Source organism: Massilia sp. GER05 (assembly GCF_052056005.1).
Taxonomy (GTDB): domain Bacteria; phylum Pseudomonadota; class Gammaproteobacteria; order Burkholderiales; family Burkholderiaceae_D; genus Telluria; species Telluria orientalis.
This window is the reverse complement of sequence record NZ_CP178858.1, coordinates 4,426,132-4,442,771: the sequence shown is the minus strand read 5'-3', so window position 1 is coordinate 4,442,771 and position 16,640 is coordinate 4,426,132. Positions and strand designations below refer to the sequence as shown.

Here is a 16,640-nt window from a genome sequence, read left to right as displayed (position 1 = left end):
GGATCTCCATGGTCGGCGGTTGATCGGACAAGCGCAGGATAGCAGCATTCGCGCGACCGGCCCGCCCGGCTGAACGTGGCGAACGAAATGTAACTTCGGCCCCCTTTCACCATGATGGTGCATTCTCCGTCGCCCGTGCCAATGTCAACAATTTCGCTACGCGCAGCGCCACCTGCGAAGCGCTATACTCGCACGCACAATCATAATTTCATCCTACGGGACTGCGCCGCCCAGCCAACGCGACGCGCTTCCGGCACCACACGCACAGCATGAGAATCAGCAAAGAGAAGGCCGCCGACAACCGCGCCGCATTGATCCGCGCGGCGAGCAAACTGTTCCGCGAACGCGGCATCGACGGCGTCGGGGTCGCCGAGATCAGCAAGGAAGCGGGGCTCACCCACGGGGCGCTGTATGCCCATTTCCGGTCGAAGGAAGAGCTGGCGCTGGAAGCCCTGTCGTATGGCCTGGACCAGGCCAATTCGCGCATGTATTCGGGGACGGTGGACGGCATGCCCGACCTCGCGCGCTTCCTCGACCGCTACCTGTCGCTGGAATCGCGCGACGACTTCGGCAACCGCTGCGCGATGGCGGCGTCGGCCAGCGAGATCGGGCGCCAGGACAAGGCGCTCAGCGCCCGCTTCGCCGAGGGCTATATGGTGATGGTGCGCGCGTTCGAGCGCCAGATCGCGCAGAACGATCCGGACAGCGACGCCCTCGCCCGCGCGATGGTCGTCGTGTCGACGATGATCGGGAGTCTCGCGGTGGCGCGCGGCGCCGCCAAGGGCAACCCGGCCGTATCCGAGCAGGTGCTGCGGGCCACCCGCCAGCTGGTGGACGAGTTGATGCGCGCACCCGCGCGGGCAAGCGTTACTTCGTGACGCCGATCGGCGTGCGGTGGCCGCCCTTGAACGTGTACAGGGTCAGCACGCCGTCGTGGATGTCGCCGTGGGCGTCGAACGCGATGGTGCCGGTGACACCCGGATAGCGGACCTTCGCCAGCGCCGGCAGGTATTTCGCCGGCGCGCTCGATCCCGCCTTGTCCATGGCCGAAGCGATCGCCAGCACCGCGTCGTACGAATACGGCGCGATGATCTGGACGTCGATGCCGAAGCGCTTTTTATAGTCGGCGCGGAACTTGTCCATGCCTGCCTTGCCCTTCTCTTCCACGCCGCCCGCTTCCGCGCACACGACCTGGCCATCCGTCATCGTATTGCCCGACAGCGGCTGCATGGCGTCCGAGCAGATGCCGTCGCCGCCCATCATCTTCGCGTTGATGCCCAGCTGCTTCATCTGGCGCAGCATCGGGCCCGCCACGGCGTTCATGCCGCCGAAGAACACGAGGTCCGGGTTGCCGGCGCGGATGCGCGTCAGGATGGCGGCGAAGTCCGTCGCCTTGTCGTTCGTGAACTCGCGCGCGACCGGGTTCACGCCCTGCTGGCGCAGGCTGTTCGTGAATTCCGTGACGAGCCCCTGGCCGTAGGCGGTGCGGTCGTCGATGACGGCGATGCGCTTCGCGCCCATCGTCTTGACGGCGTAGCGGCCCAGCGCGCGGCCCAGCTGGATGTCGTTCGCGACGACGCGGAACGCCGTGTTGTAGCCCAGCTGCGTGTATTTCGGATTCGTGGCCGACGGCGAGACCTGCGGGATGCCGGCGTCGTTGTAGATCTTTGCCGCCGGGATCGTCGTGCCGGACGTTTCGTGGCCGATCACGGCGTTTACCCTTGCATCCGCCAGCTTCTGTGCCGCGGTGGTCGCCGCCTTCGGGTCGCCCGCGTCGTCTTCCGGCACGAGCACCCATTTCACCTTCTTGCCGCCGATCGTGGCGCCGCGCGCGTTGAGCGCGTCGATCGCCATGCGCACGCCGTTTTCACTGTCCTTGCCGAAATGGGCCACCGGTCCCGTCATCGAGGCCACGTGGCCGATTTTCACGACCTCCTGGGCCGTGGCGACACCCGCCGCGGACAGTGCCAACACTAACAACGCTTGCTTCTTCATTCCATCCTCATCTAAAACTGCGATTCTTTATACCAATACATAAGGGTAGCGCGGATGAGCGCATTTCACAAGTCTTGCAATGGAACACAGAATTTCAGGCACAATGGGATTTTGGTTTTCCGAAGTCCACGATGACAGCCGACTCTCCGTCACCGCTTCCCTCACTGGGCGCCACCACCCTGCTGCGCGCCCTGTTCAAACGCCCGCGCCGCCTGAACGGCGTGCGCACCCCGCGCACCGCATACGTGCTCGACAGCATCGATTCGAACCAGCTGCGGCGCTACCGCCAGGCCCTCGGCTTCCGCGACGAAGGCATCCCCGTCACCTATTACTACCTGCTGGCCCAGCGCGCCCACGTGGCGACGATGCTGGACGACGCCTTTCCGTTCCGCCTGCCCGGCACCGTGCACACGGAAAACGCCCTCCAGGCGCTGGCCGAGCCCGTGCGCGACGTGCCGCTCGTGCTGTCGACGACCGTCAACATCCGGCCGCCGGCCGAGAACGGCGCCGTGTACGCGGAGCTGGACACCGTCGCGCGCCAGCAAGACATCGACATTTTTACGTGCCGCAGCACCTACCTCGTCGTGCGCGGCCAGGCCGCCAGGAAGCGCCGCCAGGATGCGCGCGACCTGCCCGTGCTGACGGGCTGGCGCCTGCCGCGCAATACCGGGCGCGCCTACGCCCGCATCTCGGGCGACTGGAACCCGATCCACCTGTGGACGTGGAGCGCGCGCCTGATGGGCATGCAGCGCCCGATCATCCACGGCATGCACACGCTCGCGCGCGCCTGCGCGGAGCTGGAACAGGCGTGCGGCCGGCGCATCCTCGCGCTGGAAGGCCGCTTCCGGGCGCCGGCCGCGCTCGGCAGCGAACTGGTGCTCGGCGCCGACCTCGCGGCCGGCAGCTTCGCCGTCGGGGGCGGCGGGCGCATCGTGGCGGAAGGCAGTTTCCGGACAATTTGATTTATATCAAAGAAATCGCTTGATAGATTCGCCATCCTGAGATCGTCCCCACCGGACTCTCAGGAGGAATCATCATGTATGACCGCATCCTCATCCCCACGGACGGTTCCGACGTCTCCGCCGCCGCCGAGCAGGCCGCCATCGCTTTCGCGCGCGCGCACGGCAGCGAAGTCGTCGTCCTCGCCGTCGGCCAGCCGCAACCGCCCATCGCGTCGGCGGAAGCCGCGATGGCCATCGATCCCGGCCTCGACGACGCCGTCCTGCTGGACGCCGCGAAGGAGCACGCGCGCAACGTGGCCGATGCAGCGGAAGCCGCCGGCGTGAAATGCACTTCGCTGGCCGTGCTCGACTACTCGCCGGCCGATGCCATCCTCGCCACCGCCGACAGCCATGCCTGCGACCTGATCTTCATGGGCTCGCACGGCCGGCGCGGGCTGTCGCGGCTGCTGGCCGGCAGCGTGACCCAGAAAGTGCTGGGCGACGCCCACGTCCCCGTCATGGTCATGCGGCCCCACGCTGCCGGGAGGAAGTGACCGTGTACAAACGCATCCTCGTCCCCGTCGACGGCACCGAACGGGGCGCGGCCGCCCTCGGGTCCGCGCTGGGACTGGCAAAACTGGGCGGCGGCACGATCGTCGGCGTGCACGTGGCGGGCGAGTCGCCGCTGCTCGCGACGGGCGACATCGGCGGCCCGTTCTACGACGCCTGGCGGGCCGAGGCCGACCGCCAGGGCCGCGATGCGCTCGACTACGTCGTGCGGCGCGCCACCGAGGCCGGCGTGCCGTGCGAGACCGTGCTTGCGCCGCCCGGCCCGCCGTGGGAAGGCATCATCGCGACGGCGCGCGCACACGGCTGCGACGTGATCGTGATGGCCTCGCACGGCCGCCACGGCATGGCCGCGCGGCTGCTGGGCAGCGAGACGCAGCGGGTGCTGATCCACTGCGATATCCCCGTGCTCGTGGTGCGCTAGATGTGTTGTTTCAGGTCGCCGAGCCGCCCAGACGGCGCAGGTGGTCGCGCCAGATGTCGATCCGCTCGGCCGACAGGGAATGGGCGCGCCCGACCAGCGTCGCGCGCACGGGCCGGATACCGGCACGGCCGAGGATTTGCCGGCGCATCATCTTGATGCCGTACCCGCCGTAGCCCCACCGGTAGACGGCCGCCGGCATGCCCATACTGACGACGAGCCGCGCGCTGCGTCCGCCCAGCAAGCCGGCGCCGAACGGCCGGTGCGGGTCGTCCATGAAGACGCCGGGCCGCGTGACGTGCTCCAGGAAGCCGCGCATCAGCGCGGGCATGTCGCCCATCCACAGCGGGTACACGAACACGAGGTGGTCCGCATGCTGGATCGCCTCCTGCACGGCCGCCAGCTGCGGCGGCGCCGAGCCGTGCCACCACTCGGACGGGCTGGTCAGCAGAGGGAAGTTCATCCGCGCCGGCTCGACGACCTCGACGTCATGCCCCGCATCGCGCGCGCCGTCCACGTACGCCTCGGCCAGCGCATGGCACAGGTGCGGGCGGTGGCAATCGGGATGGCCCTGGATCAATAGAATGCGTGCCCCCATCAGCAACCGCCATGCTCTCGTTCGACTTGTACAGCGCTCATTTTTCGCCTTCGATCTGTATTCCCTCAATCAGGCTAACCGAACAGAACATTGTTACGTTGCGAGATATCAAACCACAGGGATTTTTTCGTGATATCGGAAGTCTAAGAAAATTCTGACTCCGAGGAGCGAACATGTCTGCCACCCGTGCCAGTCCCAGCCGTCCACGCGCAATCTGCGCCGCGCTGCGGCATGGCCGCAAGATGCTGTGCCGGCGCATCGGCGAGATCGTGTCCGGCCCCGACGACATGGTTGCGCACGGTTTCGCGGCGCTCGTGGCGGCCGTCGAGGCGGCCTTCCGGCACGAAGAGCTGATCATGGAAACCCTGGGCTACTTGCACCTGCACGAGCACCGCGAGGAAAACGCCGTCGTGCTGTCCGCGCTGCACCACGTGCTGCCGGACGTCGAACGGGGCGACCACATGCTGGGCCGCCAGGTGCTGTCCGCGCTGGTGGACGTGCTGGACCTGCACCGCCTGTCCGGCGAGCTGGCGCTCACGGTGGCGGCCCGTCCGGCCGAGGTGCGGGCCCGCGGACACGCGGCGCGCGCCACGCTGCACGTGGCCACGCGCCGCCCATCCTCACGCTGACAGCCGCCTGGCCATGTACAGCGCGCCGGCCGGATACGTGGCCAGCGCAGCGCCGTCGCCGGCCGCCGCCGCATAGCCGAGGTTTTCCCAGAACCGGCGCGAGTCCTGCACGGACACGAGGGCCGAATGACGCAGGCGGCCGGCCCGCGCCAGCATCGCGTCGACCAGGCGGCGCGCGACGCCCTGCCCCGCCGCGCGCGGTGCCACCGCGAGGTCGTGCAGGTACAGCGTATCTGGCGTGTCCGGCAGCGTGAAATCGCCGCCGAGCGGCGTCACCTTGCCGAGCCGCGACGGATACGCGAACAGGTACGCGCAGATGCCGTCGGCGTCGCGCGCGACGAGCACCGTGTCAGGGCTCGCGCGCAGGCGCGCCCGCACGACGTCCGCCGCTTCCCGCATGGCCCGCGGATAGCACGCGGCCTGCACGGCCAGCACGGCGTCCAGGTCCGCCTCCGCCATCGGGACCATCCGCATCAGGCGGTCCCCAGCGCCCGTGCGACGATCGCCGCGGCGTCGGCGACAACCTTGCTGTCGCTTTTCGAACCCGTGTGGTAGACGGCCACGATCACGGGCTGGCCCCGAGGGGGAAACACGATGCCGACGTCGTTGGTCGTGCCGTGGGCGCCCGTGCCCGTCTTGTCGGCCACGCGGCAATCGGCCGGGAAGCCGGCCCGGATGCGCTCCTTGCCGGTCGTGTTGGCGAGCATCCAGTCGAGCATCCGGCGGCGCGACTCCGGCGCGAGTGCTTGCTCGAGCAGCAGCGCTTCCAGGCTCCGGGCCATCGCGCGCGGCGTCGTCGTGTCGCGCGGGTCGCCGGGGATCGCGGCATTCAGTTCGGTCTCGCGGCGGTCGAGACGGAACGCGGTGTCGCCGAGGCGGCGTGCGAACGCGGTGACGGCCGCCGGGCCGCCGATCCGGTCGAGCAGCAGGTTGCACGCGCTGTTGTCGCTCACCTGCAGCGCGGCGGCGCACAGGTCGGCGGTCGTCATGCCGTCGTCGACGTGTTGTTCCGTCACGGGCGACCACGACACCAGGTCCGTCTTCTTGTAGCGCACGCGCTCCTCGAGTAGCCCCGGCGTGCGCGCCGCCTGCGTCAGCACGGTCCCGACGACCATCACCTTGGCCGTGCTGCAGAACGGGAAGCGCTCGTCGCCGCGCCACGCGATCACGTTCGCACCGCCGCGGCGCCAGGCGGCGACGCCGAGGCGGCCGCCGGCGCGGCGTTCGAGGGCGGCCAGCGCTTGCGTGGCGTCGGCGGCGGCATGGACGGCACCGGCCAGCCCGATCGCGGGCAGGATCAGCGCGGCGCGCAGGACGGTGCGGCGTGTCGTGTCGGTCATGGGTTCTCCTGATGGTGGACGCGGCCGTCATTATGCCGCAAGACGTTCCGGTTGCCGCTTCGGAAAGTTTCGCGATATGGTTCGGGTTTACAGGCACACGACTGGAGACGACATGCACAATTCCATCCTGCCCCTCGCCATCGCCGCGTTGTGCGCGGGTTCGCCCGCCCACGCCGCCAACCGCACCGACAACGTCGACGTCTTCATCGGCACCGGCGGCGACGGCCACACGTTCCCGGGTGCGACCCGCCCGTTCGGCATGGTGCAGCTCAGTCCCGACACGCAGGTGCGCCACTTCCGCCAGGGCTATCCGTGGGCCGCCGGCTACCGCTACGAGGACGATTCGATCCTCGGCTTCTCGCACACGCATTTTTCCGGCGCCGGCCACTCGGACCTGGGCGACGTGCTGCTGATGCCGACCGCCGGCCAGGTGAAGCTGGAACCGGGGTATCCAGAACGCCCGTTCAGCGGCTACCGCTCGCGCTTCTCGCACAAGGACGAGCGCGCGGAGCCGGGCTATTACGCGGTGAAACTGCTGGACAACGACGTCGACGTGGAGCTGACCGCGAGCGAGCGCGTGGGCCTGCACCGCTACCGCTTCAGGCCGGGCGCGGTGGCCAACGTGATCCTGGACCTGCGCTCCAGCATCTACGACTGGTCCGGCAAGAATCTCTGGTCGCGCGTACGCCTGCGCGGCAACGACACGGTCACGGGCATGCGCGCGACGCGCGGCTGGGCGCCGGGCCGCCAGCTGTACTTCGCGATCCGCTTCTCGCGGCCCATCGTCGCGCACCAGTTGATGAACCGCGAGGAAGGCGTCGAATACAGGGGCTTCGCGGCGCCCGGCAAGACGCCCGCCGACAAGGTCCTCGTCGAAGGCAAGGCATTGGAAGGCACGTTCGGCTTCGGCACGCCCGCCGACGGCACGGTGCTCGTGAAGGTGGCCGTGTCGGGCGCCAGCGAGGACGGCGCGCTCGCCAACCTCGCGGAGATGCCGGGCTGGGACTTCGATGCCGAGCGCCGGCGCGCGCACGACGCGTGGGAAGACGCCCTGGGCGCCGTCGACATCGACGCGCCGCAGCCGATGAAGCGCATGGCCTACACGAGCCTGTACCACGCGCTGCTGGCCCCCAGCCTGTTCATGGACGCGGACGGCAAATTCCGCGGTCCGGACAACCAGGTGCACCAGGCGCAGGGCTTCCGCTTCCACTCCACCTTCTCCCTGTGGGACACGTACCGCGCCCTGCATCCGCTGCTGACGCTGATCCAGCCGGAGCGGCGCAACGCCGACTTCGTGCGCTCGCTGGTCGAATCGCAGAAAGCCAGCCCGTACGGCATCCTGCCCGTGTGGCAGTTCGCCGGCCTGGAGACCTGGTGCATGATCGGCTACCACGCGGTGCCCGTCATCGCCGACGCGTACATGAAGGGCCTGAAGGGTTTCGACGCCGACGAGGCGCTGCGCGCGATGACCGCGAGCGCGGAGTATAGCCCGTACGGCGGCCTGCAGCACTACATGAAGTTGGGCTATGTGCCGATCGACCTGGAACCGGAAGCGGCGTCGAAGACGGTCGAATATGCGTTCGACGACTGGACCATCGCGCGCATGGCCGACAGGATGGGCCGGCGCGACGTGGCCGACCGTTACTACCAGCGCGCGCAGAACTGGCGCAACGTGTTCGATCCCGGGACCGGCTTCGTGCGGGCCAAGAAGTCGGATGGGACGTTTCGCGAGCCATTCGACCCCGTGCGCTCGAATTTCGGCAGCGATTACACGGAAGGCAGCGCGTGGCAGTATTCCTGGTATATGCCGCACGATAACGCGGGGCTCGTGAAGATGCTCGGCGGCGACGCGGGGCTGATCGACAAGATCGACCAGGTGTTCGACGCGACGATCGACCCGACCGTGTACGCGCACATGGAAGACATCTCCGGCCTGATCGGCCACTACGCGCACGGCAACGAGCCGTCGCACCACGTGGCGTACCTGTACAACTACGCGGGCGCGCCGTGGAAGACGCAGGCGCGCCTCGCGCAGATCGTGAAGAGCCAGTACAAGGACACGCCGGACGGCCTCGCGGGCAACGACGATCTGGGCCAGATCTCGGCCTGGTTCGCGTTCACGGCGCTGGGCTTTTATCCCGTCGCGCCGGGCAGCAACGAGTACGTGATCGGGCGGCCCTTCGTCGAGCGCGCGGCGTTGAACCTGCCGAACGGGAAGCGCTTCACGATCCGGACGGAAGGACTCTCGGACGCGAACCCGTACGTGGGCAGCGTGACGTTGAACGGCAAGCCGCTCGCGCGCAGCGTGCTGCGCCACGAGGACATCGTGGCGGGCGGGGAACTCGTGTTCCGGATGCAGCCCACGCCGAACAGGGACTGGGGCAAGGCGCCGGCCGCGCGCCCTTATACCCAGACCGCGTATTAACGGCGGCGCATGCTGGCGACGGCGACGCCGGCCAGGATGACGGCGAAACCGGCCGCGTGGTACAGGTGCGGCGGCTCCTTCAGCAGCGGCCACGCGGCCAGCGTCGCGAACAGCGGGATCAGGTACACGGTCAGGCTCGCGCGCGCCGGACCGGCCGCGCCCACCAGGCGGTCGAAGAAGAAGTACGCGCCGAGGCTCGGCACGACGGCGAGGAAGGCGAGCGCCGCGTACAGGCGGCCGTCGGCGAAGTCGGCGACGGTGCCGCTGGCCGCTTCGACCGCGGCGAACGGCGCCAGCACGAGCGCGCCGCCGCCGATCAGCGCGGCCAGTTTCACCGTGGACGGCAGCGGCGGCAGCGGCAGGCGCTTGTTGAAGACGGTGTAGAACGACCAGCCGCACGCGGCCAGCACGACCCACAGGTCGCCACGCCCGAATTCCAGCTGGCCCAGCGCCGTCACGTCGCCCTTCGACAGCACGACCAGCACGCCGAGAATCGCCAGGAACATGCCGCCGGCCTGGCGGCGCGACAGCGGCGCCTTCCACACGAGCGTTTCGATCAGGGTCACGAGCGCCGGGCAGGCGGCGAAGATGATGCCCACGTTGGCCGCGCTCGTATGGCGCGCGCCGACGTATTGCGGTGCAACGGAAAGGCCCATGCCGAGGCCGGCCAGCAGAAGGATGCGCTGCCAGTTGGCGCGGAGCAGGCCGCGCAACGCCCACAGGCGCGGACCGCACGACGGCAGCAGGATCAGGAACGCCAGCATCCAGCGCCCGAAGGCGAGGAAGACGGGCGGGATCCCCGCGCCCTGCGCCCAGCGGGCGACGACGAGGTTCGCTGCGAACAGCGCGGGGGTGATCAGCATGAGCGGCAGTTCGGCTGCGAAGGGATCACTCCGGTAGCCGGCGCCCGCCCGTGACACTGCATTCGACACGAGGGCTCCTGAACGAAAAGCGGCGGACGCGGACATTGCCGGGTAGGCGATGCTGCGCCGCAATAATGGATAGGCGCCATGGTAAGGGAGCACGCGCAGAATGTGCTTCTATTCGATAGCGATAACACGACCATTTCCGCAAGGGTCTTCTGCGGAAATACGAGATAGAAGATAAAATCTCCGGCGTTATCTAGAATCTACGAAGGAAGCACTGCGATGAAAGACGGCCAGCTGGACGAGATCGACCGCCAGATCCTGCGCACGCTCAGCCGCGACGGACGCATCAGCAACCAGAAACTGGCCGAAACGGTGCACCTGTCGCCGACGCCCTGCTGGCACCGCGTCAAATCGCTGGAGGAAGCGGGTTTCATTACGGGCTACGTCGCGATGCTGGACCAGCGGGCGCTGGGCATGCCGGACACGGTGATCATCGAGGTGACGGTGGACCGCCACGACGACGAGATCTTCAAGGCGTTCCAGGACGCCCTGGCCGAGTTGCCGGAGGTGATGGAGGCGTATCTGCTGTCGGGGGAGTACGACTACCTGATCAAGGTCGCCGTGGCGGGGACGGAAGGCTACGAAAAATTTCTCCGGCAGAAGCTGTACAAGCTGCCGGGGGTGACCCGGACGCGGTCGACGTTTACGTTGCGGTGCCTGAAACGCACCCCGTCGGTTTCGCCATGATGCCGGCCTGCGCGTGGGCACGGGGTGCCCACCCTACGCGCTGAAATGCACTCCGTCCGTGTGGCCGTGCACATATTTTTTGGATTTCAGTGCACTGTAGGGTGGGCTCCCCGAGCCCACGATGCGTACACGTTTATTTTTTGGATTTCAGTTCGGTCAGCTCGGCCCGCAGCTTGCTGCGCTCCGCGGTCGATTTGTCGAGCTTCGCACGCAGGTCGTCCAGCTCGGCCGCCAGGCTGTCGCGCGCGGTCGTCGCGCCCACGAGTTCCATCTCGGCGCGCAGGCGCGCGTCCGATTCGGCGGCCATGTCCGCCACCTTGCGCTCCAGTTCCTGGCGCAGCTGCGTCAGTTGCTGTTCCTTGCCGTCGATCGCGAGCTGGTCCTTCGCCTTGCTGACGAGGGCATCCATCGCGACCTGGCGCGCATTCTTGAGTTCCGCGTTCAGGCGCTCGATCGTTTCGTCGCGCTCGGCGATGGCTTCCTCGGACGCTGCCGTGGCGCTCGCCATTTCCTCGCGCAGCGCGTCGCGCTCGCCTTCCAGCACTTCGCCGGCCGAACGCAGCGCTTCGATGTCCGCCTCGTTGCGCTCGAGCGCTTCGCGATCGCCGGCACCGGCCTGCTCCGCGAACTTCAAGGCCCAGTCCGCCAGACCGGCCAGCAATTCCTGCGGCAGCTCGGCCTTTGGGGGAGCCTTCGGCTTGACGTTCGCCGCACGCCACGCGGCCAGGTGCTTGAAGATGGCGTTCGGCGACCCCTCGCCGAGGAAGTCCTGCACCGCTTCGATGGTTACCGCTTCGCCATCCTCCTGCAAACTCTCGGCTGCGCGCGCAACGTCGTCGAATGTGACTTCTTGGCCTGCCATAAGGTCTTGACTCCTGCTTCGTTGGATTTCGGGAGTGCGTATGATACTTCCCGTAGAGAAATTCAGCAGCAATCAGCGCAAGAGTGTTGCGCGCCGGACGCGTTGGCCGGCAAACCATTTCACAATTGGTAAGAATTCAGCCCGTTTGCGCGACTGGCGCGGCGATCGGGCGGATCTGGTTGCGCCCGCCCTGCTTCGCTTCGTACAGCATGGCGTCCGCGCGCAGGAACAATTCGTTCTCGCTGCGTCCGTCCGGATAGGCGGCCAGGCCGCCGCTGAACGAGAAGTGGCGCACGTCGCCCGGCTTGACCTCGAACGCAATGGCGCCAAACGCCTGGCGCAGCGCGTCGAGCCGGTGCCAGCCCTGCTCCAGCGTGCAATCCCAGAACACGACGACGAATTCCTCGCCGCCGAAGCGGCTCAGCAGGTCGCCCTCTTCCATGCGCGCCGCCAGCGTCAGCGACAAACGCTTGATGACGATGTCGCCAAAATAATGGCCCCAGGTATCGTTGATGGTCTTGAATTTGTCGATGTCGATGACGCCGAAGCACAGCGGCCGGTTTTCCAGCACGGCGCGGCAGATCAGCGCCTGCGCCTTCTGCTGCAGGCCGATCTTGTTGAGCAGGCCCGTCGCGCGGTCCTTGCCGATCAGGTCGCGGTTGATGCGGATCTTGGCGGCCCGGTTGAGCAACTGGCGCGCGAGCAGCTCGGCATCGTCCATCGCGAGCAATGCATCGAAGCCACTGTCCAGCGCGCGTCGCGCCAGCGCCGGGTCGGCGCGGCGTTGCAGCAAGGTGATCTCGCGCACGGGATCGGCCTCGATATTGCGCTTGAGCACGCGCACGACGGCTTCCGTGCATTCGTATTCCGCGTCCGTGATCAGCACGATATCCGGCTGCAGGTCTTTCACGCGCAGGTGCAGCGTCTGCGGATCGGTGTGATAGACGATGTCCAGCCGCTGTGCGCGCAGCGCCGCCTCGTCCCAGCCCGGCGGCGCGCCCAGCATGACCACGCGCACGAGGTCGCCGCGTTTCTGCTGCACGAACAGGTTGAACAGCTTGTCGACGAGGACGTCGTTCGCGATCGGCTTTTCGGCGTAGGCGAGGCAGTTGCTGTCGACGAGGCGTTGCTGCAGCAGGAACCGGCTGCCCTGGCGCACGCTTTGCAGGTAGACGTAGCGGTGGTCCGCGGGCAGCCGCTGCAGCAGCTCGCCCAGCAGCAGGGTCTTGCGCGCATCGCGCAGGTCGGACTGCATGTTGTGCAGCGCGTCGAGGTCGACGACGTACAGGCTGTCGGCCGCATCGCGTTCGACCGCCGCCACGAATTCGCTCAGCTCATGGAAGAAGCGGATATCGAAATCGTACTTATGCGCGTGCAACTGCAACTCGGCCTGGTTGTCCTTGATGAAGAAGCTGTGCGACAAGAACAACACATGATTCCTGTACAACGAGGTATGCCCTGCCATCTGTTACACGCCTTCGAAGAGTTGACCATGGTAGCGTTGCGCCGACCGCCAGCATACCTCCGTTTGCGCCATGCATAAGAAAGAAACCCCGCTTTTTTTGACTATCTGATGTTCCTCTGAGAGTTATCAGGAAAATATGTTGTGCGCTGACAAAAAGATACCGATCAGGCACGCAGGCCGGCCAGTCCGCCCAGCTTGTCCGGGTTGCGTACGACATAGATGGCGGCGATGCGGCCGTCCTCGATGTGGATCGAGGTGATCGCATCCGGCCTGCCGTTGCGCCAGGTCAGCACGCCCGGCGCCCCGTTGACGGTGATGATGTCGTGGCGCGTGTCGGCGTTCGACCACTTGCGCTCGATGCCGGCGACGAGGCGGCCCACGCGGTCGGCGCCGACCACCTGCCTGACCGTCGTCTTGACCTTGCCGCCGCCGTCGCCCGTGAACGTCGCGTCCGCCGTCAGCAGCGCCTGCACCTGGGCCGGGTCGGCCGAACGGGCCGCCTGCACGAAACGCCCCAGCAATTCCAGGTGCAGTTCGCGGTTGACGGCGAACCTGGGCCGTTCCGCCCGCACCCGTTCGCGCGCCCGCTGCAGCACCTTGCGGCAGGCCGCCTCCGTCCTGCCGACCATCGCCGCGACCTCGGCGTAATCGAAATCGAACACCTGGTGCAGCAGGAACACGGCGCGCTCTTCCGGTGCCAGCCGTTCGAGCATCAGCAGGAAGGCCGTCGAGAGGTCGCCGGCCGCTTCCAGTGCGCTTTCCGGCGACGCCGCGGTGTCTTCGACCAGCGGTTCGGGCAACCACGGGCCGACGTAGTGCTCGCGCTCCGTCATGGCCCCGCGCAGGCGGTCGATCGAGAGCCGGGTGACGACGGTGACGAGCCACGCTTCCGGCGTGCGCGCTTCCAGGCTGCCGCCGTTCTGCCAGCGCAGCCAGGCTTCCTGGACGATGTCCTCGGCGTCGGCGCGCACGCCCAGCATGCGGTAGGCGATCCCGAACAGGCGGGGACGGAGACGAATGAATTCGTCGAGGGGAGTGGCGGTCTGGGTATCCATATCCATTAGACGGATGAGGCACACGTTTTGTGACCGCCGATTGTACGCCCCGTCAGCGCTGCGACATAGCTGCCCGGGCTGTCAGGGTGGCGTCCCGCACTCGGCATCCAGCCGGGTGCGGGCATGTGACTTTCCCGGCCGCACCCGCATCGGTGCGCGTGGCGCGTCCAGCCGCACCGGGGTGAGTTTGCCGGCATACGGCGGCATGTCGGGATCGATCTCGACCGTGCTGCCGTCCGGCGGTACGCCGGCGAGGAAGGCGCCGATGGCAATGCGGACGATCATCCGGTTGCCGGGCTCCGCCTTCATGCTGACCCGCTGTTCAACCTTGTTGATGTAGAGGAACGTACACGTCGCCCCGGCGGGCGTCGTGATGTCGACTTTCTTCGGCAGGGAAAACCCGTAACGGCCCGTCGCCCACAGCTTGACGACACAGGTTCCGTGCTCCAATGACGAAAAAGTAAAGTTCATGCGGCAATCCTAACCGCCGTAACTCATCTGTACGTTTGGAATTTGTACCAAACCGTAACGGGTGGAACATTCGTTTCCTGGTCACATCTTCAGCTCGAGATTCACCCCCACGCGCGTGGCGCCCTGCTGCCAGCTGGCCTGGCGCGACAGCCCGCCCGCGTCCTCGTAGATGCTTTCCGACTCGCCGTCCATGCCCAGGATATTGTTGAGCGTGAAGCGCAACTGCAGGTGCGGATCGAGCTTCCAGGCGGCATACGCGTCGACGTCGCGCCGCGTGTGCGCGTGGCGGATCTGCGCGTCCGACACGCGCACCCAGCCGCCCTGCTGGTACGCCATGCTGGCGCCGAAGCTGAGGCGATCGCGGCGGTAGTCGAGGCCGACGTTGGCCGACATCGGCGTCTGCCCGTCGAGGCGGTTGTCGGGGCCGGGCACGGTCGACACGTCCGACCAGTTGCGGGTCACGCTCGCGCGCATGTCGAAGCCGGCGGCGGCCGGGTTCAGCATGCGCAGCGGCAGTTTCATTTCGGCCTCGAGCGAATGCACGCGCGCGTCGCCGTCGTTCAGCGGGCGATAGATCCAGCGGCCGTCCGGATCGAGGTCCAGGCGCGTGCGGATATAGTCGCTGATCAGGCGCTGCGTGCCGCTCACGGACACCATCGCCCCGTCCGCCCAGTACTGCTCGAACGCGACGTCGACGCCGTTCGCCAGCTCCGGCTTCAGGCCCGGATTGCCGCTGGAATCGGGCGCGAAGCGGGTGTTCAGCGCGGACAGGTAGCGCCGCGCCGTCAGCTGGTCGACGGTGGGCGCCTTGTACGTGCGCGTGAGCGCGAGGCGCACCTGGCGGCCGCTCTTGTCGGGGAATTTGTACAAGGTCTGAGCGACGGGGCTCAGCACGTGGCTGCGCGACGTCGTCCCGGGCACGTTCGTCCCAGCACTCTCGGTCTCCACGCCTTCCCAGCGCCCGCCCAGGTACATCGACCACTGCTTCGTGATGCTCCACTCGTCCTGCACATAGCCGGCCAGGCGCGTGACCTGCGGCTCGTAGGCCTCGACCACGTGCGTGGCGGGCGCGCCGTCCTGCTGGTCGACGCGGTCGCGCGAGTCCTCGTTACGCTGGCGGCTCGCATCGATGCCCGTCACGAGCGCATGGCCGTCGAACAGCGAGCGCGCGAACTTGCCGCGGAACGACATGCGGCGCGGACGATACACGGTGTCCCAATCGCGCAGCAGGTGGTGCGCGCGGCCTGCCGAATAATAATCCGTGTCGTTGTCGTTCTCGTCGCGGCTGCGCTCCCCCGACAGGCTCACGTCCAGCTTGCCGCCGGCCACCTTCGCGACCCAGCCGATCTCGCCGCGCATCATCCACTGGTCGCCCGACGTGCGGCCCGGCATGTCGATCCAGTCCGGATTGCCGAACGACCCGGCGCGATTCTCGTTGTGCGAGACGCCGGACCACGCATGGCTGCTCGCCTGCAGCCCCGCCGACAGGTTCAGTTCGTTGTCCGCGTCGATCTTCCAGTTCAGGCGCGGGAACAGGACGCCGCCACGGTAGGCGCCGCCGCCGTCGTAGCGGGTCAGGCGCGACTGCGCCAGCGTGCCGTCCGGCAGCGACAGCTGGTCCGCGCCCCGCGAATGAAACTCGTTGTGGCCGCCGAACAGCGTGCCGTTCACGAAGTACGACAGGGTGCCGACCTTGTCGCCCCACGTGCCACCCATCGTGCCGCTGCGCTGCAACGGCGAGCGCGTCGCGTTCAGGCGCAGGTCGCGCTGCGGCTTGCTGACGACCTTGCGCAGCACGATGTTGATGGTGCCCGCGATGGCCTGCATCGAATACTCGGCGCTGGCGGCGCGGATCACTTCGATGCGCTCGATCTGGTCCGGCGTCAGCGCGTCCAGCGAAAAGCCGGGCGGCGGGCGGTCGCCGTTGACGAGGATCTGCGTGTAGCCGGCGCCGAGTCCCCGCATCTTGATCGATTTATCCGTCACCGTGACGCCCGGTGCGCGCTTCAGCACGTCGAAGATGTTGTCGTCGCCGTATTTGCGGATCTCCTCGGCCGACAGCACGGTCTTGCTGGCCGTGTCGTCGCGGCGCGGGTCGTAGGTGCTCGCCGAGCCCTTCACTTCCACCTTTTGCACCGGCTTGTCCTGGGCCTTGCCCTTGTCGGCCGGAGGGGTGGATTGTGCGAACGCGGCGCCGGGACAGGACAGCACGGCGGCGATGGCGAGGCAAAGAGGTGTGGGTGACATCGTGAGAG

17 protein-coding genes are annotated in these 16,640 nt (G+C 67.5%); 7 read left to right on the top strand and 10 right to left on the bottom strand.

The genetic code is table 11. The annotated features are described in order from the left end of the window. The first annotated feature begins 269 nt into the window (after positions 1-269). Positions 270-878, top strand: coding sequence for a TetR/AcrR family transcriptional regulator (locus ACL58G_RS19720; protein WP_413388829.1), 609 nt, complete (start codon positions 270-272; stop codon positions 876-878). Here ACL58G_RS19720 and ACL58G_RS19715 read toward each other — a convergent pair. Continuing rightward, entirely contained in the window at positions 868-1,995 is a 1,128-nt protein-coding gene (locus ACL58G_RS19715; protein ID WP_440962887.1) for a branched-chain amino acid ABC transporter substrate-binding protein, read from the bottom strand. The two genes, ACL58G_RS19720 and ACL58G_RS19715, sit on opposite strands and share 11 nt — an antisense overlap. Positions 1,996-2,126: 131 nt before the next feature. On the opposite strand from ACL58G_RS19715, the gene ACL58G_RS19710 reads away from it, so the two are divergent. From ACL58G_RS19710 to ACL58G_RS19700, 3 genes are all read left to right on the top strand, one after another. Continuing rightward, positions 2,127-2,957, top strand: a complete 831-nt coding sequence (locus ACL58G_RS19710) for a MaoC/PaaZ C-terminal domain-containing protein (RefSeq protein WP_440962886.1) — start codon at positions 2,127-2,129, stop codon at positions 2,955-2,957. A 74-nt stretch (positions 2,958-3,031) separates the two neighbouring features. After that, entirely contained in the window at positions 3,032-3,490 is a 459-nt protein-coding gene (locus ACL58G_RS19705) for a universal stress protein (protein WP_440962885.1), read from the top strand. Positions 3,491-3,492: 2 nt separating this feature from the next. Then, the gene (locus ACL58G_RS19700) at positions 3,493-3,927 is read left to right on the top strand and encodes a universal stress protein (RefSeq protein WP_413388833.1); all 435 of its coding nucleotides are present in this window, start codon (positions 3,493-3,495) and stop codon (positions 3,925-3,927) included. Positions 3,928-3,937: 10 nt separating this feature from the next. Here ACL58G_RS19700 and ACL58G_RS19695 read toward each other — a convergent pair whose 3' ends face one another. Next, a complete protein-coding gene (locus tag ACL58G_RS19695) occupies positions 3,938-4,522 on the bottom strand; it encodes an NAD(P)H-dependent oxidoreductase (RefSeq protein ID WP_413346141.1) in 585 nt (194 codons plus the stop codon). A 173-nt stretch (positions 4,523-4,695) separates the two neighbouring features. Here ACL58G_RS19695 and ACL58G_RS19690 point away from each other — a divergent pair, with 173 nt between their 5' ends. Beyond that, on the top strand, positions 4,696-5,151 hold the full coding sequence (locus tag ACL58G_RS19690) for a hypothetical protein (protein ID WP_413388834.1): 456 nt from the start codon (positions 4,696-4,698) through the stop codon (positions 5,149-5,151). Here the strand turns inward: ACL58G_RS19690 and ACL58G_RS19685 are convergent. Beyond that, complete coding sequence (locus tag ACL58G_RS19685) at positions 5,143-5,625, bottom strand: GNAT family N-acetyltransferase (RefSeq protein ID WP_413388835.1); 483 nt, start codon at positions 5,623-5,625, stop codon at positions 5,143-5,145. The two genes, ACL58G_RS19690 and ACL58G_RS19685, sit on opposite strands and share 9 nt — an antisense overlap. Beyond that, positions 5,625-6,491 carry a class A beta-lactamase gene (gene bla / locus ACL58G_RS19680; protein ID WP_413388836.1) on the bottom strand — a complete coding sequence of 289 codons (867 nt, stop codon included), beginning with the start codon at positions 6,489-6,491 and terminating at the stop codon, positions 5,625-5,627. The genes ACL58G_RS19685 and bla overlap by 1 nt, the downstream gene beginning before the upstream one ends. Positions 6,492-6,603: 112 nt before the next feature. Here bla and ACL58G_RS19675 point away from each other — a divergent pair, with 112 nt between their 5' ends. Further along, positions 6,604-8,916, top strand: a complete 2,313-nt coding sequence (locus ACL58G_RS19675) for a GH92 family glycosyl hydrolase (RefSeq protein WP_440962884.1) — start codon at positions 6,604-6,606, stop codon at positions 8,914-8,916. Here ACL58G_RS19675 and ACL58G_RS19670 read toward each other — a convergent pair. After that, on the bottom strand, positions 8,913-9,779 hold the full coding sequence (locus ACL58G_RS19670; protein ID WP_413388838.1) for a DMT family transporter: 867 nt from the start codon (positions 9,777-9,779) through the stop codon (positions 8,913-8,915). The two genes, ACL58G_RS19675 and ACL58G_RS19670, sit on opposite strands and share 4 nt — an antisense overlap. A gap of 285 nt (positions 9,780-10,064) precedes the next feature. Between ACL58G_RS19670 and ACL58G_RS19665 the strand changes: the two genes are divergently transcribed. Continuing rightward, entirely contained in the window at positions 10,065-10,532 is a 468-nt protein-coding gene (locus tag ACL58G_RS19665) for an Lrp/AsnC family transcriptional regulator (RefSeq protein ID WP_413339810.1), read from the top strand. A gap of 133 nt (positions 10,533-10,665) precedes the next feature. Here ACL58G_RS19665 and ACL58G_RS19660 read toward each other — a convergent pair whose 3' ends face one another. The 5 genes from ACL58G_RS19660 to ACL58G_RS19640 all read right to left on the bottom strand — a co-directional run bounded on the left by ACL58G_RS19660 (position 10,666) and on the right by ACL58G_RS19640 (position 16,632). After that, the gene (locus ACL58G_RS19660; protein WP_413339808.1) at positions 10,666-11,394 is read right to left on the bottom strand and encodes a DNA-binding protein; all 729 of its coding nucleotides are present in this window, start codon (positions 11,392-11,394) and stop codon (positions 10,666-10,668) included. Between the two features lie 136 nt (positions 11,395-11,530). Continuing rightward, a complete protein-coding gene (locus tag ACL58G_RS19655; protein ID WP_440962883.1) occupies positions 11,531-12,826 on the bottom strand; it encodes a diguanylate cyclase in 1,296 nt (431 codons plus the stop codon). 197 nt (positions 12,827-13,023) lie between these two features. Continuing rightward, positions 13,024-13,914, bottom strand: a complete 891-nt coding sequence (gene sigJ, locus ACL58G_RS19650; protein WP_440962882.1) for an RNA polymerase sigma factor SigJ — start codon at positions 13,912-13,914, stop codon at positions 13,024-13,026. 81 nt (positions 13,915-13,995) lie between these two features. Then, positions 13,996-14,385, bottom strand: a complete 390-nt coding sequence (locus ACL58G_RS19645) for a hypothetical protein (RefSeq protein WP_413388840.1) — start codon at positions 14,383-14,385, stop codon at positions 13,996-13,998. Between the two features lie 81 nt (positions 14,386-14,466). Further along, positions 14,467-16,632 (bottom strand): TonB-dependent receptor plug domain-containing protein, encoded by a 2,166-nt coding sequence (locus ACL58G_RS19640; protein WP_440962881.1) that lies wholly within the window; start codon positions 16,630-16,632, stop codon positions 14,467-14,469. Positions 16,633-16,640: the final 8 nt, after the last annotated feature.